The sequence below is a fragment of the Jiangella gansuensis DSM 44835 genome (genome assembly GCF_000515395.1).
Taxonomy (GTDB): domain Bacteria; phylum Actinomycetota; class Actinomycetes; order Jiangellales; family Jiangellaceae; genus Jiangella; species Jiangella gansuensis.
Window position 1 is genome coordinate 3,938,076 of sequence record NZ_KI911782.1, and the last position, 21,743, is coordinate 3,959,818.

The following is a 21,743-nucleotide window of genomic DNA, read 5'->3' on the forward strand; positions in this document are numbered from 1 at the left end:
TTCGCCCCCTGGTTTAAGCCCGCCGCGCCTCACCAGAGTGTTATGCGTGAAACGGTGCGGAGTGTGTGATGGGTGAACAGAAGATACAGCTCGAAGACATGCTCGCCACTCTCGGATCGTCCGTCCGGGAGTGCCTCACGATGATCGACAAGTATGACGTGGCGACGGTCTTCGTCGTGGACGAATCAGGCCGGCTGGCGGGCGTCGTCGGCGAGCGAGAGATCAGAAAGGCGCTGGTGAGCGGCGCCGAGCTGGACGATCCGGTGGCCGCCTTCGTGGACCGGCCGGCCGCGACATCGACCGCCAGCGACGGACGCGCGGAGGTCCTGGACGTGATGCGCGCCCTCGGGGTGGGCGAGGTCCCGATCGTCGACGGCGACGGGCGCGTCGTGGGCGTCCACCGCGACGACGAAATACTCGGTTCGAATTCACTGGAAAATTGGGCCGTGGTCATGGCCGGCGGCCGCGGGACACGACTCGCGCCGCTGACCGACGACATTCCGAAGCCGATGCTGCCCGTGGCGGGCCGGCCCATTCTGGAGCGAATCGTGCTCCATCTGGTCGGGTCCGGGGTCCGGCGGCTCTTCCTGTCGGTGAATTACCTGGGAGACCTCATCGAATCGTACTTCGGCGACGGCGCGAAGTACGGCTGTGACATCGCGTACCTGCGTGAGGCTCGCGATCGTCCTCTCGGGACGGGCGGCGCGCTGGGGCTGCTGGGCGACACCGGGGAGACACCGGCAGCCCCGGTGCTCGTCATGAACGGTGACCTCGTCACCCACTTCCCGGTCGCGGAACTCCTGGCCGCCCACTCCGAGAGCGGCGCCGTCGCGACGATCGCGACGAGCACGTACGAGCACCAGGTGCCGTTCGGCGTCCTGGAGTCCCGATCCGGACGCCTCGCGCGCATCGTCGAGAAGCCCCGACCCTCGTGGCCCGTGAACGCCGGCATCTACGTCGTGTCGCCGACGCTGCTGGCCCGTGTACCGCGAGGCGAGATGTACCCGATCACCGCCCTGTTCGAGGATTGCCTCGCCCGCGGCGAGCCGATCGGCCTCTGGTCCCTGCCCGACGACTGGCAGGACATCGGCCGCCCCCACGAACTCGCTCAGGCGAGAGGTCACTTCTGAATCCCGTCCCAGTCGGGGACTCGCGTGGCACAGGCCACGTCGCTTCTGCTGGCGAGGCGTGACGACGAATCTCTGACTGTCCGATCTCGTCCACCGGTATACGCGCGATCCACGAGGGGCCCGTTGCCGGGCCCGTCGGCGCTTGTTAGCGAGGCGCTCGCGGCCCGAACGGCCAAGTACACGCGTGGACGTACGTCGCCGCCTATGAGTAGTATCTGCAGTAAATCGGTGTCACTTGTCTTAAGGGCGGCCGGCCTCGGAAGGTGCTGAGCGACGTACAAAGTTCAGCTTGACGCCAAGCGACTCCGACGTTACATTTCGCGAAATAGCTCTTGAGGGCGCTCACGTTAAGCAACACTTTTGGTTGCGGAGAGTCAAGCCTTTCTGGGCCCGTCGATGCCGCGGTGTGCATCCCCGCTGAACCGGCCCTTCAAATTCATTGCGTGTCGAACCATTCGACAACGAAGATGCGGTGGATTCCGTGACTGTCCAAGTCCCAGGCTCGTCGCCGATAAGCGTGACATCCAGGACGCGAGAGCGCGGGCGTCGGCCCTTGGGTGGGTTCGTGCTGCAGCGGTTGCTGCTCGCGCCGGTCACCTTGGTCGGGGTAACACTCGCGGTCTTCATCATGGTGGACCTGTCGCCGAACGACCCGTCGTTCGCGCGACTTGGCATGTTCGCTTCCGCGGAGACGCGCGAGCAGTTTGCCGAAGAGCACGGGCTCGACGATCCGCTACTGATCCGCTACTGGCGGTTCCTCCTGGAAGTCGGCCGCCTGGACTTCGGCGAATCGGTCGTTCGCTCGGAGACGGTAGGCGAGCTGATCTCACGTGCGCTGCCGATCTCGATCCAGCTCATGCTGCTATCTGTTGCCATGGCTGCAGTGTTGGCACTCGTGCTAGGTGTCCTCGCTGCTTGGATGGAAGGACGCGCTACCGACCGTGTGATCAGTGGTCTCGTTGCCGGTATTCATGCCGCGCCCGACTTTTGGGTGGGGTTGCTCCTTATCCAGGTGTTCGCAGTCGGCCTCGACGTGCTGCCGTCGGGCGGCTTCACGCCGATCTCCTACGGGTTCGGGCCTTGGTTGTCCTCGGTGATCGGACCGGCGACTGTTCTCGCGCTGGGAACGATGGCAGTCCTGGCGAGGATCGTCAGGGCGTCGATGGCCGACGAACTGGCGAAGGACTACGTCGTTACTGCACGCGGCGGCGGCGTGTCCTGGCCCGTCGTCCTCTTCCGTAATGTCCTGCGCAATGCGCTGATCACCCCGATCACCGTGCTTGGCGTCATTATCGGTTCTCTGATGTCGGGGGCCGTACTCGTAGAAACGATCTTCAATATCCCTGGAATGGGCAACCTGCTGATCACTGGAGTGAATCAGGGGGATCTGGGCGTCGTTCGCGGGGTGACCATCGTGGCCGCCGCTACCTTTGTCGTGACGAACCTGATCGTTGACTTGCTGTACCTGGGTCTGAGCCCTCAAAGCGCGGAGGCGAGCGAGTCATGACGGCGACCTGGTCTGATCGGCGGTCCGCGGCAAAGTCAACCGACGCCGAGGGCGAGGTCGGGGACGGGCGGTCGGCACAGAGGCGCAGATTGTGGCGCTGGCTGACCATCGCGGCCAGCCTGCTCGTCACTGTGTTGGTGATAGCGCCTGCGATGTCCGCGTCGCCTACCGCGATTGAGGTGGATGCGGCGCTCGCGCCACCAGGTCCGGATCATCTCTTCGGTACGGATCAACTCGGCCGCGACGTGTTTGCAAGAGTCGTCCACGGGGCGCGACTGAGCATGGCAGTGGCTGTGGCCTCGACTCTGATGGCACTGATCATGGCAAGTGTGCTCGGTGCGCTCGCAGCAACGGGGCGGCGCTGGGTCCAGGAGATCGTGATGCGGTTGGTGGACATCGGACTTGCTTTCCCCGGCATCTTGCTACCGCTGGTGCTGGCTGCTGTACTCGGGCCCAGCCTCACAACGACCATCATCGCGCTCGGCATTTTGTTCACATTTCCCATGACGCGCGTCGTGCGCGGGGCCATTTTCGCGGAATACGGCAACGACTATGTTCTTGCCGCCCGGTTGCTCGGCACGCGACGCTTTCGATTGGTTGGCTACCACGTCGGCCTCAATGCCGCCCTGCCAGTGCTCGTGTACGCCACCCTCATCATGGCTGGCGCGATCCTGGCCGAGGCGGGTCTGTCGTTCTTGGGTGCTGGCGTTCCGCCGCCGGCGCCCTCGTGGGGGAACATCATTCGGGATGGCTTCACCATCGTTCACGCCGGGGCGTGGTGGGTGTCCATCTTTCCTGGCCTGGCCATCTTATGCAGCGTACTTGCTCTAAATAGATCGGCAGAGGCGTTCGGGCGGAGTCTGCGGCGGCGTTGAGCGTCGGAGTTGCGATTTTCGTCGGTCTGGAACGTCTATCGCACGGCCTGGGGAGGGGTGTTCGGCGAACCTTTTGAGGCGATCTGATCGATTGCCGGAACGTCTGACCATCTTGGAGGTCGGCATGAAAGACACACCTGAGGGCGCCGACGGCGCGGCTGGCACGTCGATCACTCCTCTCACGAGGCGCGCGGTTTTACGTGCAGCGGGCCTCGGAGCGGGCGTACTTACGCTCGGCACTGGTCTCCTATCCGCGTGCAGCGGTGATGACCGGAGCGCGAGCAGCACGCCGGGCACTGACGGGTCTCCTCCTCGCGGCGGCCGCTTCACGGCTGCGTTCCGCCGCGGATTCTCCAATCTCGAGACATCAACGATCCCCGGCGCGGCGGCCATTGCGATTTCCTGGTATTGGTCTGAGCGGCTGTACCGGCCGGATCCGCTCCCTCCAAGGAGCGAGCTGTTTCCGGAATTGGCGACCGCGATGCCGGAAGAATTGTCTCCAACTACATATCGCATTCCACTGAGGGCTGACGTCACGTTCCATGATGGCGCTCCCCTCACTGCAGAAGACGTTGTTTTCACGGTGGAGTGGGTTCGCGATCCGGCGAATGGTTCTTTGTGGGCGCCATTCCTCGACATTATAGAGAATATTGGTGCCATCAATGACACTGAACTAGAGGTGACATTGCAGGCGCCAACGACTCTCCTTGCGGCCCGCCTCGCGCTCTTCCCCATCAGGTCGAGAGCCGCCCAAGAACCGTTCGAGCTGGAGCCCATAGGGTCGGGGCCGTACCGAGTAGTGTCCGCTGCCTCAGACGAACGTGTCGTCCTCGAGCGGTTCGAGGGCTACGCGGGCTCCAGAGACATCGAATACGACGAACTCGAACTCGTTGTCGTGAGTGACGACAATGCGCGCATCTCAGGTCTGCGTGCCGGACAGTTCAAGTTGGTCGAGGATGTTCCTCCGAGCGCATTCGAGCAACTCTCGGGCGCCGACGATGTCAAGGTAGAGGCAGTCGACGGATATGGCTGGACGACTGCAATATTCAACTGCGGACGGTCTCCGTTCGATAATGCGAACCTGCGACGAGCCGTGGCATACGCGATCGACCGAGATGCCATCAACCAGACCCGCTTTCTTGGCCTGGCGGCTCCGGCGTGGACCGGATTCGTCTCGCCCGACCATCCTGACTACACCGAGCCCGACGTTGTGTACAGGTTCGACCCGGCCCATGCTCGTGGCCTGATCGAGGACGCCGGGTTTGACGTTGACGCTGGCGTTCCCATCGACCTGCTGGTGTCCGGAGCGCCTGCTGACGCGCCGATCATCGAGCAGAATCTGCGCGATGTCGGCTTCGCGCCGCGGATTATTCCGATCGACGACGCGTCAAGCCTCCAGACCAGCGGGGAATTCGATCTATCCATCACGGCAGGAATTACGGATACCTCCTTCTTCTCAACGGGCCTCGAATTCATGACAAGGTTCTCCTTTACGGGGTTTGTCGTCGATTCGCTCGCACACTGGTCAGGTTCGGAGCGTGAGGAGGTGGAGCGTATTCTGAACGAATCCGTGGCCGCCGCTGACGAGGATGCGTACCGAGCCGCGCTGGCCGACGCACTGAACATCATCCAGGATGAAGTCCCCATTCTCGCGATCATGAGGCCCAAGCAGATCACCGGATGGTCGAACACGCTTGAAGATTTCCGACCCGGCCCCAGTATTGGCGTCGTCGTCGACGGTGTGCGGGGCTGAAACTTGGGCGGCTCGAGAAGTAGGCGGCAGCTCATGGCTCGCCCGTGGGCGCTGCGTGTCGAACACCTCGATGCGCCGCTGGGTTTGACGACGCCCGTCCCCCGGTTCTCCTGGCGGCTGCCGCCTGGTTGCCGCGACCAGCACGCCTACCAGTTGCAGGTGGGTGAGTGGGACAGCGGGCGGGTCGAATCGGACCAGTCGGTACTCGTCACGTACCGCGGGCGCAGCCTCGTGTCGCGGGAACGGTTGGATTGGCGAGTGAGGACCTGGACCGACCAGGGCGCGAGTGAGTGGTCCGACCATGGATGGTTCGAGATGGGGCTGCTCGCACCAGAAGACTGGTCAGCACGCTGGATCGGACCGGTAGCTACGAACGAAGACGGCAGCCGTGGTCCAGGCCCCGCTCATGGTCTCCAGCGTGCCTTCACCGTGCCCGCATACGTGGCCCGCGCTCGCATTTACGCCACCGCTCACGGTGTCTACGAGCTCTTTCTCAACGACAGGCGTGTCGGCGACATGGAACTGACGCCGGGCTTCACCAGCTACGGTTCGCGCTTGCAGGTGCAAACATTCGACGTGACCCGCCTGCTTGAACCGGGAACCAACGTTCTCCGCGCCATTGTCTCGGACGGCTGGTTCCGAGGACAGGTTGGCGGGTGCCGGATGAGTCGGGTGTACGGGGATGACGTGGCACTTCTGGCTCAATTGGAAGCGCAATGGGTTGACGGTTCATCTGTATGTATCGGAACGGACGGGACATGGACTACTACCGTGAGTCCGATCGTTGCTGCCGATCTCATGCAAGGTACGACCGTCGACCTTCGCTTGGCGGCACGCGCGGGACGTGCTGAGCTCAGAACTCCGAGGTCTGCGCCTGGGGTGCGCAGGGTCGCCGTCCACGAATATGACCTCCGGCGCTTGTGTGGATCGCCTGCTCCGCCGGTCCGGCGTGTGGATGAGCTCGCGCCGATCTCGGTCACCCGACATGAGAACGATCAATACGTCATCGACTTTGGTCGGAACATCAATGGTTGGATCAACCTCAGAGGCGCGGGCGACCGTGAGGCTGAGCTGACTCTCACCCATGGTGAGGCGCTCGATCAGCATGGCGACGTCACCCTCTCAAACATCGCCGCCGAGCCGACTGCACCGGCGTATATCCCCGACTCCTCGAAGCTGACGGCGGAGTTCCAAGTTGACCGTGTCACGGTGCCGGCCGGTGCAGAAGCTCTGTCGTTCGAGCCTCGGCACACGGTGCACGGCTTCAGGTACGTACGACTTGAGGGTGCCTCCTATCCCGTGGAGCTTGAGGACGTCAGGGCGGTGGTCGTCCATACGGACCTCAGGCGGACTGGATGGTTCGCGTGTAGCGACGAGCGTTTGAACCGCCTGCACGACGCAGCTGTGTGGAGCTTTCGGGGAAACGCATGCGACATTCCCACCGACTGTCCGACTCGGGAGAGGCAGGGTTGGACCGGTGATTGGCAGATATTCGCGCCGACCGCGGCCTTTCTGTTCGACGTGGCCGGCTTCTCGGCAAAATGGCTTCACGACCTCGCCGCCGAACAGAGCGCTGACGGCCTGGTATTCGACTGTGTGCCCAACACTCAGCCGAGCGAGCTCTACGAAAAGCTCGGAATCGCACATGGCTCCGCGGGATGGGGTGACGCCGCCGTGCTCGTGCCGTGGGAGATCTATCGGGCGTACGGCGATCGTGACCTGCTCGCCGAGCAATGGGAGTCGATGTGCGCATGGGTCGATCACGCCGCTCGCTCAGCGGCCTCGCGGCGGCACCCGGCGCGTGCCCGCCAGCGTCCCCTTCCGGCGAATCACGATCGATGGATCCTCGACACCGGCTTTCACTACGGCGAGTGGCTCGAGCCCGGCGAGTGGGATCTGCGCGATATCGAGGACAACATGAAGGCGCTCGCCGCTGCGGATCACGGTGAGCTCGCCACGGCTTACCTCCATCGCTCCTCACGGTTGCTCGCCGCGATCGGCCGAGTGCTAGGGCATGAGACAGCGGCGACACGGTACGAACGCATCGCCGATTGCACACGACGAGCCTGGCGATACGAGTTCATCCGCGACGACGGGCTGCTGGAATCGGACTCCCAGGCCGGCTATGTCAGGGCGCTCGCCTTCGGCCTGTCGCCTGCGAAGCACCGTCAGCGGCACGCCAATCGCCTGGTGGAGCTGATTCGTGCGGCTGGGACGCATCTACAGACCGGATTCCTGAGTACGTCGCATCTGCTTCCCGTGCTGGCGCGGACAGGGCATATCGACGTCGCGTACCAACTGCTTCTCCAGGATACGGAGCCTTCGTGGCTTGCCATGATCGACCGTGGCGCAACGACGATCTGGGAAGCGTGGGACGGAATCGACGAAGAAGGGAGGCCCCGCCTGTCGCTGAATCACTACAGCAAAGGTGCGGTCGTCTCCTTCTTACACCAGGTGACTGCCGGGATTCAGCTCCTCGACGAGGCCCCTGCGTACAAGTACTTCCGGATCGCGCCGATGCCTGGAGGAGGTCTGAGCTGGGTTCGCGCGGTCCACGACTCGCCGTACGGGCTCGTGGAAGCATCGTGGCGACTGGAGGAGGGGCGATTCCACCTGGAGGTCGTCGTCCCGTCAGGCACGACGGCGGAAGTACGTCTGCCGGACGGACAACGTCACCAAGCGGGCGTAGGGCCGAACCATTACGTATGTCCAGCGCGTTGAGCGGGTCGCGCAACTCTTGGTGCTGATCCCGTATTGAGGGAGAGCGATGGAACGACTCATCAGAAGTGCCCCAGTCCACCGTCGTGAGTTCGTCACAGAAAATCTTCATGCAGATCTGGTCATCGTCGGTGGTGGTATGGCGGGAACATGTTGTGCTATCACTGCGGCCCGGGCCGGGCTGAGTGTGGTTCTGATACAGGACCGCCCTGTGCTGGGCGGAAATGCGTCGAGCGAAGTCCGGGTGCCGGTCTGTGGCGCAGGATGGACCTACAACAACCGCTGGGCTCGCGAAGGCGGGGTCGTCGACGAAATACTCGTCGAGAATCGGTTCCGGAATCCAGAGGGTAACGCCGTGCTCTTTGACACGGTGCTCCTGGACATGGTCACAGCCGAACCAGGCATCAGTCTTCTACTGGACACTGTGGCCGTCGACGTTCAGGGTCGCGGTGCCGCCATCCGTTCCGTCCGTGCGTTTTGCAGTATGAGCCAAACGATCTACGACGTCGAGGCGCCGTTGTTCTGTGACGCATCCGGTGATGGTGTGCTGGCTTACCTCTCGGGCGCCGCCTTCCGCATGGGCGCGGAAGCGCGCGAGGAGTTCGGTGAGGATTTCGCACCAAGTGAGGAGTTCGGTACGCTGCTGGGGCACACGATTCCTTTCTATATCAAGGACGGCGGCCGACGAGTGTCGTTCAACCCGCCAGGGTACGCGCTCGAGGAAATCTCTCGGATTCCCCGGCACCGCCGGATGTTCACGCAGGTGCGAAGTGAAATGACGTTCTTGAGCGAGTACGGCGGACGTCTGGACACGGTACGACAGGCGGGGCAGATCAAGTGGGAATTGTGGCGGATCGTCTTCGGGATCTGGAACCATCTGAAGAACTCGGGCTCATTCACTGGAGTTGAGAACCTGACGCTCGAGTGGGTCGGGGCCATCCCGGGCAAGCGCGAGAGCAGGCGCTTCGAGGGGTATTACATGCTCACCCAACGCGACATCGTCGAGCAGACGGAACACGATGACGCCGTGGCGTACGGAGGATTCGCCGTCGACCTGCATCCAGCCGACGGAGTCTTCGCTGATGATGATGGAGACGAAATCATTTCTGGCGCGCACCTTCTGGTGCCAAGGGGCATATATCAGATTCCTTACCGGTGCCTGATCAGCAAGGATGTGCCTAATCTTTTCCTCGCCGGCCGGCTCGCCAGTTCGTCGCACGTCGCGTTCGGCTCGACCCGGGTGATGGCGACTTGCGCCCAGATGGGCCAAGCGGTGGGTATGGCCGCGGCGGTGTGCACGGCGACTGGGGCGACACCACGAGCGCTTCTCGAGCCCGCGCGGATGGTCCGGCTGCAACGAGAACTGCTCAAGTCGGGGCAGTTCATTCCGGGTGTCGCCTTGCAGGACGACGACGATCTGGTCCAGAAGAGTGAGATCTCGGCCTCAAGTGAGCTCGTCCTGACAGGTCTTCCGGCGAATGGGGCCCAGCTGCGGCTGGACCGGTCACGGGCACAGTTGCTGCCACTTCCGGCAGGAGAGCTCCCTTCGGTGACCTTTGTGGTTGACGTGGAGAAGCCGACGACACTGAGGGCGGAGGTGCGCACGGGTCGCGGAACATCGGACTACACGCCGGACGTTGTACTTGGTGTCGTTGAGGTGCCGCTGCTGCCGGGAGTGAAGCAGAAGGTGGACGTGGCCGTCGAGGGCAAGCTCGACGAGGCGCGCTACGTGTTCTATTGCCTGCTCGAGAACGAGCACGTGGCAGTCCATACGAGCGACCAGCTCGTTTCCGGCTTGACATCCGTCTTCTACGAGGGCAAGCAGGGGGCAGCGGCGAAGCGCGGTGCGCCGGACGTCGAGTACTGGTGGCCCGGACTTCGTGAACCACGGCGGAACCTTGCGTTCTCTGTCGACCGCCCGCTGCGGCCGGGTGCCGCAGAGAATGTTCGTAATGGGTACAGCCGTCCCACCACGGGTGTGAACGCCTGGGTGGCGGCCAAGGGCGATCTCGCTCCCAAGCTACTTCTGTCATGGGGGGAGGCCAAGACTATCGCTGAGATCGATATTTCGTTCGACACTGATTTCGATGACGTGATGCAATCAGTGCTGCGGGTGCATGATGATCGGTCAGTGTTGTCTTGTGTTCGCCACTATCGCATCTGGGCCGATGGAGAGTTGGCAGTCGAGTGCCTGGACAACCACCAGACCATCAACAAGCATGTGTTCGAGAATCCGTTGAAGGCACGGCGGCTGACGCTCGATATTGTGGCGTCTCACGGCGACGTGCCCGCGGCAGTCTTCGAGTTCCGCTGCTACGAATCGCCCCAGGCCGTGGCTGGCTAGCCGGGCTTGGCGGACTCGCGCACGCTGTCGACCAACGTGATCGACATCCGGCGCGCCTCGTCGCCGTTGTCGGCCCAGCGGGCGAGCTTGCTGGGTTTCGTCCAGGCATCATAGACACCACGCACCTTGCCGTAGGAGTTGTCCAGTACGACGTGCGGCAGGCCTGCGAGCAAGGCAAGAATGTGGCCGTGGAGGCGATTCGTGACTACGACGCTGCTCGATCGCAGGATCGTGAGACCACGTAGCAGGGCCGCTGTGGCAAGCGGCTCGAACGTCGAACCGAAAAGAGCGGCAAGTGGTGAGCGGAGTCGAGGGTGCCGCTGAAGTGTCAGACACAGCTTGCCGTTGATGCGCCTGACAGCCCGTTGCCTCGGTCGCCAGGATGGTTCGGCCTCGATAGGGCGGGTCCATTCGATCTCACGATGACTTAGTTGGCGCGGAGGTCCGCCGATGTCCACGTACTCCGCATCGCTGCCGAACCAGTGGAGCCACGTGATCGCGATGTGCGGCAGCCGCTCCGACGGCCGAGTCTGGGGAGTGTCGTCGAGTCCGAATGCCATGTCGGGCGTCAGGCGCAAATCGGCGTCGAAGTTCTCTTGGGCAAACTGGTGACTCCTGCGGTCGCGAACCATCATGGTGAAACGGCCGTGCCGGTCGATGAGCCGCCGCGTGTGATCGGCTGCGATTTGATCGCGGAAGTTCACACTCTGTGGCAACTGGATCACCGGGATGCCGGGCATCTCAGCGAGGATCTGTTCGCGTAGGTGCGGTCGCCCGTCAGGCCTTGTATACAGATCACCGAAATCCCCGCCGCCGGTCAGTAAGACCGGGCCGTCGGGTACAGCGCGGCGGAGCGCGTCCATGGAGAACGTGTCTTGATCGTCGCATTGGTAGCCAACCTTGACGCCGAGTCTCCGGAGGGAGGCGAGCGCGCCGAGCCAGATCGCCATATCGCCTGGGCTCCATAGCCGCCCAGGATAGAATTTGTTGAGGTTCGGGAAGTTGAGGAGAGCGACCTCTCGTGCTCCCTCAATGGCTTGTCCAATATGGCCATCGAGGCGATGGCGGAGGTCAGTTATGAGTTCCTGATCGGGATGAATTGGACGGCCTGTTCCGAAGCCCATGTGTCACATCCTGAACATTGTTCTCGGTTGTCATGTCAATGGTTCAGGACACTGACGCCAGCCCTGGCGCTGTCCTCCCATGCCGCGTCCAACTGGTCCGCGCCGTGGCCCCCGGAGTGCTCCGATGCTTCGGTCTCTAGTGGGCATAAGAGTGCCATCGATGACCTGTGGCGCACAGGGGGCTGCTTTCGACAATCGCCGCGAGTGGGCTAGTCCTTGCTTCACCCGGACCGGCATGGGTGACGTGGTTCTGATGTCCCACAAGGTGTTCACCGACACGCAGTGCGGGCTGCGTGCCTCCAAGGCGAATGGCACCCAGCTCTACTGCCGAGGTTTGACACCTCGTGTTCTACGCCGGCAGCCTACGTGGCGCCAGGTCCTGAGGTGCACCACATTCGGTGCATCGGGGCGCGTCCGCGTCGAATCAGTCCGGCAAGCGAAGTTCAGAGAGTCCTTCCGGTGCGGAGTAGATGGCTTCGGCAAGCCGCATTGCCTCGACGCCGTCGGCAATTCCAGGTGAGACGCGCGAGCCTGTCTTGATCGATTCGGCGAAATGGTTGAGCTCGCCGGCGTAGCCCTGAAGAACGTGGTTGTCGTGGCTGCCAATCGGCAGCGTGAACTCTGGGAACCAGAGTGAGGTCATGGTTTCGTCGGTGGACATGACGGCACGCATGTCCGGAGCGGCCGGGTGGTACCGGAGTTCAGTAACATTGCGTACCTCGACAAGTGCTGATTCGCCGACCAGTTCAACCGACTCTTGCACGCGCGGTTCGTGCGCGGAGAGAGTGATCTGCGACGCACCGCCATCAACGTGCTGGAGGAGCAGCGCCACCACGAAATGGTCCCCGATCCCGCGCTTGAAGACGGTGCCTGACGCCACGTCTCCCATGAGATATCGAGCCAGATCGAGGGGGTGGGTGCTCATGAACACGAGGTGATCGCGAAGCGGCAGATGATAGTGCGAGTAGTTCAGCCTAAGAATGGTCCGCTTGCCGAACTCCGGCCGCTGGCTGATGGCCATGGCGCGGACGTAGGCACTGGCGTGACGCTTCATGAAGCCGACCATGACCTGAAGACCTCGCTCGGCCGCAAGCTTCTCGAGTTGGCGCGTCCGGGCGAGGTCTGGAGCCGGCGGCTTCTCTACGAAGAGATGCCGACCAGACTCCACGACGGCACGGCCGCCCTCGTAGTGCAGCTCGGGTGGGCCGACGACGCCGACGGCATCCAACTCCTCGGCTTGGAGCATCTTCTCCAGGTCGGTGTAGATGCGTGGATTGCCGAATCGGGTACCTACGTCTCGCGCTCGGTCCTCGTCGAGGTCCGCGACGGCGACGAGCTCGAGGTCGGTGAACCGAAGCGACGGGTAGATCGACTGGGAGGCGTGCCCGCCCGCGCCGATCATCGCGAATCGTACTGGGCGATGAGTCATGGCTTGCCTCCAGGAAGCGGCTGCTCAGCCGGCGTTGAATAGTTGGCTGTGAGTAGGCGCTCGACATAGTCCCGCCCTCGTCTGGCCTCGGACGCGCGCTCGTCGGCGGACGCGTTCGGATTCGGCGGCTCCAGTTCCAGAGTTGCGTCGCCGGTGTAACCGACCTGGCGGAGCAATTGGAAGAACTCATCGAAGTCGAAGGCTCCGTCGCCGGGCGTGCAGGATCGGCCGTCGGCATGCGCGTCACGTAACGCGACATGGACGACGCGGCCACCGATCGCACTAAGCATGTCGGCCGTGCTCGCGCCCGAGTTGAAGATGTGGCAGGTGTCGAGCCCGATGCCGAGGTCGGGTAGTCCTGCGGCATCGAGCAGTTCGATGACTTCCGGCAGCGATGCGGCAAGCGTTCCGCTGTGGGGGGCTTCGATCCCGAGCCGCAGCCCTCGTGCGGCGGCGAGTTCCGCGGCCATGGTGATGGTCCGTTTGAACCGCGCGAGACTGACCGCTCGACCGTGGGAATCGTCGCTCGCTGGGACGTTGGCGTCCACAATCCAGGCCGATGCACCGACGGCGAGCGCCGCGTCAGCGGCCACCACGTAGCGGCGCCGGAGTTCCTCGGCATCGTCGATCGCGTCAGGAACCCACGGCACCGAAATGAATCCAGCGACCTCGAGTCCATGTGCTTGAACGAGGCCGGCCACCACTTCCGCTTGGCCCGCCGGGGGGTCGACGAGCCTGATGTGCTCGAAATAGCTGGGGGCGGCAGCGAGGTCGACTACCGAGAAACCGAGATCGGCGATGCGTTGTAGGGCTTCAGCCACTGGCTGTGGGCCGAAGGTGATCGTCGAGCATCCGATGCGCATGCGGCGACTCCTCGTCCGTCTGAAACATCTGAGGACACGGTTTCAGTTAACGAAAATGCTGATTCAATTTACTGAAATCTAAGTCTGAGTCGCGGTGGTGTCAACGTGGTGGCGAACCGTTCTCTGTGCACGCGCGCCGGTGCCGCCCCGACAGGTAGGTGCGGAATGGTCGCCGGTGATCCCTACAGCGACGATTCGAAAATCTCGACAGCTGCGGCCGCGCCGCGCTCCGCGCGGACCCTCTGCCCGAGCTCCGTCGCGTTCTTGGCCATCGAGCGGTCGCGCGCGGCATGTGCGATCGCTCGGCCCAGGTTCTCGGCGGTGAGGCGGTGCTGCGGTATCGGCGCCGGTGCGACACCGGCTGCGTGTAGTCGCTTGCCGAAGAATGGCTGCGTCGTCATGAACGGGCACACGACCTGCGGTCTGCCGGCTGCCAAGGCATCACCAGTTGTGCCGGCGCCGCCGTGGTGGACGATGGCGGCCATCTGCGGGAACAGCCAGTCGAATGGTGCCTGCCGCAGGTAGAAAATGTCGCCATCGGTCGTCTCCGTGCGGATGCCTCCCGCTCCGGCGACCACCACCGCGCGAACCCCAGCGCTCCGTACCGCGTCGCGGACGATACTGCCGGCGGTGAGCGGATCGGTGCCGACCGCGCTGCCGAATCCGACGTACACCGGGGGCGGCCCCGCGGCCAGGAATTCGGTCAATGCTAGGGGTGGTGCCCAGGTCGCTGGCGTGGGCAGCAGCCAGAAGCCGGTCGTATGGACCCAGGCCGGGTAGTCATGCGGGCTGGGAAGTATGTGCCGACTGAACACTTGCAGTAGTGTCGCCGGCTGGCCGTTCGGCCGACGTAGGACATTATGCCGGCGCCGTCGTTGAAGAGGTGGACCGGAGAAGCCGACCGGGCTCGCTCCGAAGGGGTCACGGTCGACGAATCCGCCGAACCAGAGCCGGGTGACCACGTACGACATGCGGTTGAGCTGTGACGGCAGCCGGTACGGCACCAGCGGATTGCGGAACCGGCTCGTCGGCACCCACATCGGCTCCAGGCAGACCGGCACCGACGGTATGTTCAGATGCTCGGCGATGTGATGGCCGGCGTAACCGGGGACGATCGGGTCGTGGACGATCACGTCGGCGCCATCGTCCGCCACTGCGGCCATGTCGCGTACGACCCGAGTCGTCACGGCGGCGAAGGTGCGCCGGACGTGAAGAGCGAGCGTCTTGCCAATGAGACCTCGGAAATTGATTTCGAATGCGTGTTGGATCTTCGGATCGGCCACGAGCTCATGCATCGGATCGTGAAGACACTCGAACCGGACATCGAACGCAGCAGCGAGCGCGGCGGAACCTGCCGGTGCCGCGAGCACCGCGTCATGCCCCGCAGCATTGAGCTCTCGCGCCAGGCTGACAAAAGGCTGGACGTGTCCTCTGCTGCCCCAGGTGAGAAGCAAGACCTTCATGATCCGTCCCACGGTCTTCGATGACGGGAGTTGCGCACCTCGAGCGGCCGGCGCGCCGACCCGACGACAGTGCCACCTCGCGGTCCGACGCCGAAGGGGGAGAGTTCTGGCGGCACGACGCTTTAGACGTGCTCGGATACGACATGAGCCATAAGTCGCCCTCTGACCGCTTCTGGTCTCCACTGCGGACCATGGCTACGGACGCCCTCCAGGGCTTGTCTGCCGATTCGAAGCGCAGGTGATCGAACGATGTCTGTGGACCAGCATGATCCGGCGATCGCCGGTGCGCCCGCCCGTATCGGGGTCGTCGGGTGCGGTGTCATGGGGTCCGGGATCGCCCGCACCTGCGCGACGGCCGGCGTCGACGTAGTCCTCGCCGTCTCGAGGGTCAGTTCGGTGTCCGTGCGGCATCTGCAGCTGCAGGATTCGCTCGACGACATGGTGAGGAAGCATCGCTTGACCCGGGCGGAGGCGGACGAGGCACTTCAGCGCATCGTCTTCACCGCCGACCTGGGTGATCTGGCGGACCGGGAGCTGGTCTTCGAGGCGGCCCCCGAGGACGAGGAACTCAAGACCGAGATCTTCGCGTCCCTCGACAAGGTGCTCGACCATCCTGACGCGATCCTGGCGTCGAACACGTCGTCCATCCCGGTGCTGCGGCTGGCCAGAGCCACCGCCCGCCCGGAGCGGGTTCTGGGTGCGCATTTCTTCAACCCGGCGACCAGGATGCCGCTGGTCGAGGTCGTCGAGACACTGCTCACTGACCGGGCCCAGGCGGACCGCCTGGCTGTCTTCCTCAGCGGCGTGCTCGGCAAGCGGGTCGTGCGGGTGCGTGACCGGTCGGGCTTCATTGTCAACGCGTTGCTGTTCCCGTACATCATGTCGGCCATCAGGATGCTGGAGTCGGGCTTCGCCACGGCCGAGGACATCGACGAAGCCATGGTGTTGGGCTGCAACCATCCGATGGGGCCGCTGCGGCTGGCCGATCTGGTCGGGCTCGATGTCGTCCACGCGATCGGCGAGTCGCTGTACGCGGAGTTCCGGGAGCCGCACCACGCGCCGCCGCCGTTGCTGCGCCGCATGGTCGATGCCGGGCTGCTCGGCGTGAAGACCGGCCGCGGCTTCCACGACCACGCGCCGACGGGGTAGACGGTCATGTCCGAGAGGCTTTACGTCGTGGTCGCCGGGTCCAGCCCGTCGTTCCATGCGACGGTGGCGGGCGCGCTGGGACAGCTGGCTTCGGGCCGGCGCCGGTTCCTGGGCGCGCTGGACAAGGACGTGTTCCCGACCGCCTGGCCGGACGTGGCGGAGGCGCTCGTCGAGCGGGCCACCACGTACCTGGACGAGGTCCTGCCCGACGCTACGGTGGAGCTGGTCGACGTGGCGCGGCTGGACTTCGCGGAGCACCGGCTGCGCCAGCTCATCGAGCAACCGGACAGTGCGCCGACCCGTGGTCCCCGACGCTGGTCCGACGCCCCGACGGTCCTGGTCCTGATCGACGCCGCCGATGGGGTGTCCGGGCGGGACGTCGACAGCCGGCTGGACGCCGTCGACGACACGCTCGACACGTTGCGCGAACGGCTCGGCATCGGCGTCTCGCCGTACTCCGTCGTCGTCTACGACGAGTTGGACGAGGACCACGTGTACGCGCGTACCCGGTGCACCGCGCGAAAACTGCCGGACGAGGACTGGGTCCTCGCCGCCGAGGTGCTCGTCGCCTTCACCGACCTCGTGCAGGCGCGCCACGTCAACCAGCGCGCCGTCCTCACCGAGACCGAGCCGGTCAGCACGCTGGCGACCGCCCTCACCGGCTTCCTGACCGAACAGGCCGGCGACCGGTGGGCGCTGCACTTCTTCACCGGCACGCTGCCGGCCAAGCTCATCCAGGACGCGACGGCGATCGCCCGGCGGGCCGGGAACCCGGTGCTGCGCGGGCCCAACGAGCACAGCCTGGCGTGCGGCGCGCTGGCCCGCTGGCAACTCCAGCAGGCGCCGTTCCTGCTGGTGGCGACCGCGGGCATGGTCGACGAACTCAAGGGCACTCTGGCGAACCTGCGGGACTCCCAGGCCCGGGGCTTCATCGTCTTCGGCGAGACGTCGCCGGGCGGCTGGCAACCGTTCCAGGGAACGGTGCACGACGACGAGGACGCCCGGGCCGTCTTCGCCGCGTACGGCGTGCCCTGCTTCTACCTGACCGAACCGGGACGCCTGGCCGAGGACCTGGCGGCGGCGTTCCGGGCCTACCATCGCCGCACCGGACCCGTCGTCCTGCTGGCCGCCCCCGAGGTGCTCAAGCTCGCCGGCGCCGTCGACGTCCCGAGCCCCACCGTCGCGACGGCCCATCCACGCACGGTCGAGGACACCGTCGACACGGTCGCCCGGATCCTCAACGAGGAGCCTGCCGCCGTCTTGTGGCAGTGCGGCAACCTCTCCTCAGCGGAACGCGAGCTCGTCTACGACCTGGCGCACCGTGCGGGCGTCGCGCTGGTGGACTCGCTCGGCCGACCGGGGACGGTCGCTCGGTATCACCGCGGGCAGGTGGTGCCGGAGTACCTGGGCACGATGAGCATCTACGGGTGCTCCCCGCAGGTGTGGCGTTTCCTGCATCCGGACGGCCGACGCCGTGCGTACACCGAACAGGCGCTGTTCTTCCTCAAGAGCCGCATCACCGACCTGGCCACGCCGTTCCCGGACAAGATCCTGCACCAGGACTGCCGGATCGTGCAGGTCACCGACACGTCGGCTCATATTGCGCCGTTCACCGACATCCCGGTGGTAGAGGAGCTGTTGCCGTTCCTGCGCCGGCTCGACGGCCGCCTCCGGCCGGACGACGCGGTCGTGGAGCGGCGGCGCGCGGCCATCCGGCGGGCGCGGGACGCCGTCGGCGACCCGGTGGCGCGGATCCCCTCGGTCCCAATGAGCCACGAGTACTTCTTCACCGAGGTCAACGCGGTGATCGAGCAGCTCATCGTCGAGTACGGCTACGAGTACACCGGCTTCTACGACGTCGGCCGTGGCGGCATCTCCGCCATCCGCAATCTCGCCCGCACCGGACCGGGCTTCTCCGGCTGGTACGGCCGGGCGCTGATGGGAGACGCGCTGCAGGCCATCCCGGCGGTGGCGCTCACCAGCCCCGGCAATGTCCTCGGCTTCATCGGTGACGGTGCGGCCAGGCTGGTTCCGTCGAGCCTGCCCAGCCTGGCGCAGCAGCTGCGCTACGAAGGTGGCCGGGTCGACGGCAACGTCAGCATCTTCTTCCTGCTCAACGGCGGGTTCTCGATCATCCGCTCCAACCGGGAACTGCAGCACGCGGCCACGGCCGACGCCCAGATGTCGCTGCTCACCCCGGTGGACCCGCCGTGGCAGCAGGTGTGGGGGAGCACCACGGTCACCCACGAGCGCATGCCGGCGGTGGACGCCAAGCACCTGACACAACGGCTCTTGGCGCCCGCCACCGTCAACCTCTTCTCCGTCTACGTCGCCCATGACAACGAGGGCGACGACATCATGCCGATGTCACGGCGGAGCTGGCGAATGCGCAAATCGAAATGAACGTTCCATTCATTGACTTGCCTGGAGGAAGGTGAGAGTCTTGATCTACTCGGCCAGCGGGGCGGAGGAGGCGCGACAGCGCCGCGGAGTGGTCTGTCGTGTCTCCCGTGGCAGACCACTCCGGCGCTCGCTGCGCAGGCGGAGTTCGCCGGGCCGGTCCGGCTCGCACTCGGATCTCCGATGGACCTGACCATCCCGCCGGAACTGCGGGAGTTCGTCGACGTGGTCCGGCGGTTCCGCGAGCGCGAGCTGATGCCACTGGAACACGACTTCCTGATCAGCGGCCGCTTCACCGCGCAGACGCGCACCGACCTGGAGCTGCGGGCCCGAAAGCAGGGACTGTGGGCGCTCGACGTGCCGGAGGAGTACGGGGGCCAGGGCCTCGGAACACTGGGCGTCTGCCTGGTCGGTGAGGAGCTGTTCAAGCACCCAGCCATGTTCGAGTTCGGCGGCAGCCCGGAGCCGGTCCTCTACGCCGGCACGGAGGAACAGCGGCAGCGCTACCTGCACCCGATCATCGACGGCGACGTGCGGTGTTGCTACGCGTTCACCGAGCCCAGCGGCGGCTCCGACGTCGCCGCCGTCCGCACGACAGCGACTCGCGACGGCGAGGTCTGGCGGCTCAACGGCACCAAGACGTTCATCTCCTACGTCGAGCGGGCCGACTTCGTCATCGTGTTCGCGACGGTGGACCCCTCGCTCGGCGCGCGCGACATCACCTGCTTCCTCGTCGACATCGGCACACCCGGACTCACCGTGTCTAAGCCGATCCCGACCATGGGCGACGACTGGGACCCGAACGAGCTGGTCTTCGACGACTGCGTGGTGCCGGACGCGAACCGGCTCGGCGCCGTGGGCGACGGGTGGCGGCTGGCCAGCGAGCAACTGACACACGGCCGGCTGAAGATCGCCGCGTTCCAGCTTGGCATCGCCCAGCGGTGCATCGACATCGCGGTCGACTGGGCCCGCCAGCGCAGCACGTGGGGTCGGCCGATCGCGTCGCGGCAGGCGGTGCAGTGGATGCTGGCGGACTCGGTGACCGAGCTGGAGGCCGCCCGGTTGCTCGTGTACCGGGCCGCCTGGATGGCCGACGCCGGTCTGCCGATCCGGGACGAGGCGCACATGGCGAAGCTCTACGCCACCGAGATGGCCCAGCGTGTGACCGACCGGTGCCTGCAGATCCTCGGCGGCCTCGGCTACACCCGCGAGCTGCCCATCCAGAGCTTCTACCGGCAGGTCCGGGTGTGGCGGATCGGCCACGGCACCAGCGAGATCCAGCGCTGGATGATCGCGCGGAACCTGCTGGGCCTGTCCTCGCACGACTGACCACGCGGGAGGCGACCGTGGCCCTGGACATCGAGGGAGCCAGTCCGGACCTCGACCGGGCGTACGAACGGCTCCGACTGCAGCTGGGTGTCGAGCGGCACGAACGTCTCGGCGTCGTGCCCGTCCGCGACCTCGAACGGTTCGCCGTCGCCGCCGGCACGCCCGAGCCCTGGCACGCGGCACCGCCGCTCTACCTCAGCTCCGTGATGGGCTGGGGCGCCGGGCCAGGGGAGGACGAGCTGCGGCCGGACGGTTCCGGCGCCGCCGAGACGCGCGGGCTGCCGCTCGACGGCGTCCGGCTCATGGGCGCCGGCCAGGACCTCGAGCTGCACGAGCCGGTCCACGCCGGCATGGTCGTCGTCGTACACACCCGGCTGACCGGCGTGCGGCGCAAGCGCGGCCGCTCCGGAGCGTTCCTCGTCCTCGAGGTGCTCCGGCGGTTCACCGGCGACGACGGGCGGCCCCTGGTCACCTGCCGCGAGTCGTTCGTCGCCAGGTGACGCCGTGGACGTCGCCGTGGGGACACCCATCACCCCGTATTGCGTGCAGCCGAGCACCGTTCAGTTGTTCCGGTTCAGTGCCGCGACATGGAACGCGCACCGGGTCCACTACGACGCCGAGTACGCCGCGAGCGAGGGGTACCCGGGCGTGCTGGTCCAGTCCCACCTGCACGGCTGCATCCTGCTCGACGCGGTGCTGCGGTGGGCCGGCCAGGACGCCGCGCCGCGCCGGTTCAGCTGGCAGAACCGCGGCATCGCCGTCGCCTGGGACCTGCTCACCGTCACCGGTGCGGTGGCGGCCATCGACGACAACGGCCCCGGCGGCACCCGGCTGGTCACTGTCGACCTGACGGAGCACAACCAGCGCGGTGAGCTGTGCGCGCCGGGACGTGCGGTCGTCGAGCTGCCGCGCTGACGCACTCGTCCCGGCAGCGGAAGGCGCCCCCTGCCTCGCCCGGCACACCGCCAGCAGAATCGTGATCACCACCCGCACAGTGAAGGGACGGGTCCGTGCGTCCATTCGTCATCCTGGGGTCCGGAGGGCTCGGCCGGCAGATCATCGGACTGGCCGAGGAGGTCGAACGCCACACCGCGGCGGACAAGCTGATCGGGTTCCTCGACGACGGCATCGGCGATCCGGACGTTTGGGGCGTCCCGGTCCTCGGCGGCGACGACCAACTCGCCGAGCTGGACACACGCTACGTGATCGGTGTCGGTCTGCCCGCGGCCAGACGCGAGCTCGACGTCATGGCCGCCGACCTCGGCCGAGAGCCGGCGACGCTGGTTCACTCGGCCGCGTGGCTCGGCAAGCAGACCAGTGTCGGACCGGGCTCGCTGATCTTCGAGACGGCGCATGTCGTGGCCGGCGCAGCTGTTGGTCGCCACGTCGTCATGGAGGTCAACACGTTCGCCGGCCACGACTCGCGGATCGGGAGCTATGTCGTCATGGCCGGCGGTGCGTCCGTCGGCGCCCGGGCCCGCGTCGGCGACGGGGTCATGCTCGGCATCGGGTCCATCGTCCTCGGCGACGTCGTCATCGGGGAGGGCGCGGTGGTCGGCGCCGGCGCCGTCGTCACCAAGGACGTGGCGCCCGGTGCCTGCGTCGTCGGCGTCCCGGCCCGCGAGACCACGCTGCGGCGTGGCCGGATCACGGCCTGAC

The 21,743-nt window shown here is 65.5% G+C and carries 16 protein-coding genes; 12 read left to right on the plus strand and 4 right to left on the minus strand.

Going from position 1 to position 21,743, the window contains the following annotated elements; translation table 11 throughout:
* The first annotated feature begins 68 nt into the window (after window positions 1-68).
* The 6 genes from JIAGA_RS0118495 to JIAGA_RS0118520 all read left to right on the plus strand — a co-directional run bounded on the left by JIAGA_RS0118495 (window position 69) and on the right by JIAGA_RS0118520 (window position 10,327).
* Window positions 69-1,130, plus strand: a complete 1,062-nt coding sequence (locus JIAGA_RS0118495) for a sugar phosphate nucleotidyltransferase (protein WP_051426247.1) — start codon at window positions 69-71, stop codon at window positions 1,128-1,130.
* 565 nt (window positions 1,131-1,695) lie between these two features.
* On the plus strand, window positions 1,696-2,637 hold the full coding sequence (locus JIAGA_RS0118500) for an ABC transporter permease (RefSeq protein WP_026876817.1): 942 nt from the start codon (window positions 1,696-1,698) through the stop codon (window positions 2,635-2,637).
* Window positions 2,634-3,512 (plus strand): ABC transporter permease, encoded by an 879-nt coding sequence (locus JIAGA_RS30745; RefSeq protein WP_051426248.1) that lies wholly within the window; start codon window positions 2,634-2,636, stop codon window positions 3,510-3,512. The genes JIAGA_RS0118500 and JIAGA_RS30745 overlap by 4 nt, the downstream gene beginning before the upstream one ends.
* A 124-nt stretch (window positions 3,513-3,636) precedes the next feature.
* Entirely contained in the window at window positions 3,637-5,265 is a 1,629-nt protein-coding gene (locus JIAGA_RS0118510; RefSeq protein ID WP_084469780.1) for an ABC transporter substrate-binding protein, read from the plus strand.
* Window positions 5,266-5,298: 33 nt separating this feature from the next.
* Window positions 5,299-7,986, plus strand: coding sequence for a family 78 glycoside hydrolase catalytic domain (locus JIAGA_RS0118515; RefSeq protein ID WP_035812693.1), 2,688 nt, complete (start codon window positions 5,299-5,301; stop codon window positions 7,984-7,986).
* A 46-nt stretch (window positions 7,987-8,032) separates the two neighbouring features.
* Window positions 8,033-10,327 (plus strand): FAD-dependent oxidoreductase, encoded by a 2,295-nt coding sequence (locus JIAGA_RS0118520; protein ID WP_035812695.1) that lies wholly within the window; start codon window positions 8,033-8,035, stop codon window positions 10,325-10,327.
* On the opposite strand, the gene JIAGA_RS0118525 is transcribed toward JIAGA_RS0118520, so the two are convergent.
* The 4 genes from JIAGA_RS0118525 to JIAGA_RS0118545 all read right to left on the minus strand — a co-directional run bounded on the left by JIAGA_RS0118525 (window position 10,324) and on the right by JIAGA_RS0118545 (window position 15,206).
* On the minus strand, window positions 10,324-11,277 hold the full coding sequence (locus tag JIAGA_RS0118525; protein ID WP_026876821.1) for a polysaccharide pyruvyl transferase family protein: 954 nt from the start codon (window positions 11,275-11,277) through the stop codon (window positions 10,324-10,326). The two genes, JIAGA_RS0118520 and JIAGA_RS0118525, sit on opposite strands and share 4 nt — an antisense overlap.
* A 598-nt stretch (window positions 11,278-11,875) precedes the next feature.
* Entirely contained in the window at window positions 11,876-12,853 is a 978-nt protein-coding gene (locus JIAGA_RS0118530) for a Gfo/Idh/MocA family protein (RefSeq protein ID WP_026876822.1), read from the minus strand.
* 23 nt (window positions 12,854-12,876) lie between these two features.
* Complete coding sequence (locus tag JIAGA_RS0118535; protein ID WP_084469783.1) at window positions 12,877-13,743, minus strand: sugar phosphate isomerase/epimerase family protein; 867 nt, start codon at window positions 13,741-13,743, stop codon at window positions 12,877-12,879.
* 182 nt (window positions 13,744-13,925) lie between these two features.
* Window positions 13,926-15,206, minus strand: coding sequence for a glycosyltransferase (locus JIAGA_RS0118545; RefSeq protein ID WP_026876824.1), 1,281 nt, complete (start codon window positions 15,204-15,206; stop codon window positions 13,926-13,928).
* A gap of 249 nt (window positions 15,207-15,455) precedes the next feature.
* On the opposite strand from JIAGA_RS0118545, the gene JIAGA_RS0118555 reads away from it, so the two are divergent.
* The 6 genes from JIAGA_RS0118555 (at window position 15,456) to JIAGA_RS30765 (ending at window position 21,742) form a co-directional block, all read left to right on the plus strand.
* Entirely contained in the window at window positions 15,456-16,355 is a 900-nt protein-coding gene (locus JIAGA_RS0118555; RefSeq protein ID WP_026876826.1) for a 3-hydroxybutyryl-CoA dehydrogenase, read from the plus strand.
* Between the two features lie 6 nt (window positions 16,356-16,361).
* Window positions 16,362-18,758: a hypothetical protein gene (locus tag JIAGA_RS30750; RefSeq protein WP_051426250.1), complete on the plus strand. Its 2,397-nt coding sequence runs from the start codon at window positions 16,362-16,364 to the stop codon at window positions 18,756-18,758.
* Window positions 18,759-18,938: 180 nt separating this feature from the next.
* Window positions 18,939-20,084, plus strand: a complete 1,146-nt coding sequence (locus JIAGA_RS0118565; protein WP_026876827.1) for an acyl-CoA dehydrogenase family protein — start codon at window positions 18,939-18,941, stop codon at window positions 20,082-20,084.
* A 17-nt stretch (window positions 20,085-20,101) separates the two neighbouring features.
* The gene (locus JIAGA_RS30755; RefSeq protein ID WP_051426251.1) at window positions 20,102-20,584 is read left to right on the plus strand and encodes an FAS1-like dehydratase domain-containing protein; all 483 of its coding nucleotides are present in this window, start codon (window positions 20,102-20,104) and stop codon (window positions 20,582-20,584) included.
* Between the two features lie 4 nt (window positions 20,585-20,588).
* On the plus strand, window positions 20,589-20,999 hold the full coding sequence (locus JIAGA_RS30760) for an FAS1-like dehydratase domain-containing protein (protein WP_051426252.1): 411 nt from the start codon (window positions 20,589-20,591) through the stop codon (window positions 20,997-20,999).
* A gap of 95 nt (window positions 21,000-21,094) precedes the next feature.
* The gene (locus JIAGA_RS30765) at window positions 21,095-21,742 is read left to right on the plus strand and encodes a PglD-related sugar-binding protein (RefSeq protein ID WP_084469784.1); all 648 of its coding nucleotides are present in this window, start codon (window positions 21,095-21,097) and stop codon (window positions 21,740-21,742) included.
* Window position 21,743 lies beyond the last annotated feature (1 nt).

Bases quoted from the DNA above. Each gene is read 5' to 3' on its own strand.
- JIAGA_RS0118565 (WP_026876827.1), top strand. From the start codon at position 18,939: ATGGACCTGACCATCCCGCCGGAACTGCGGGAGTTCGTCGACGTGGTC.
- JIAGA_RS0118495 (WP_051426247.1), top strand. From the start codon at position 69: ATGGGTGAACAGAAGATACAGCTCGAAGACATGCTCGCCACTCTCGGA.
- JIAGA_RS0118555 (WP_026876826.1), top strand. From the start codon at position 15,456: ATGTCTGTGGACCAGCATGATCCGGCGATCGCCGGTGCGCCCGCCCGT.
- JIAGA_RS0118530 (WP_026876822.1), bottom strand. From the start codon at position 12,853: ATGATCGGCGCGGGCGGGCACGCCTCCCAGTCGATCTACCCGTCGCTT.
- JIAGA_RS0118520 (WP_035812695.1), top strand. From the start codon at position 8,033: ATGGAACGACTCATCAGAAGTGCCCCAGTCCACCGTCGTGAGTTCGTC.
- JIAGA_RS0118545 (WP_026876824.1), bottom strand. From the start codon at position 15,206: ATGAAGGTCTTGCTTCTCACCTGGGGCAGCAGAGGACACGTCCAGCCT.
- JIAGA_RS30750 (WP_051426250.1), top strand. From the start codon at position 16,362: ATGTCCGAGAGGCTTTACGTCGTGGTCGCCGGGTCCAGCCCGTCGTTC.
- JIAGA_RS0118515 (WP_035812693.1), top strand. From the start codon at position 5,299: ATGGCTCGCCCGTGGGCGCTGCGTGTCGAACACCTCGATGCGCCGCTG.
- JIAGA_RS0118535 (WP_084469783.1), bottom strand. From the start codon at position 13,743: ATGCGCATCGGATGCTCGACGATCACCTTCGGCCCACAGCCAGTGGCT.
- JIAGA_RS0118525 (WP_026876821.1), bottom strand. From the start codon at position 11,277: ATGGCGATCTGGCTCGGCGCGCTCGCCTCCCTCCGGAGACTCGGCGTC.
- JIAGA_RS30745 (WP_051426248.1), top strand. From the start codon at position 2,634: ATGACGGCGACCTGGTCTGATCGGCGGTCCGCGGCAAAGTCAACCGAC.
- JIAGA_RS0118510 (WP_084469780.1), top strand. From the start codon at position 3,637: ATGAAAGACACACCTGAGGGCGCCGACGGCGCGGCTGGCACGTCGATC.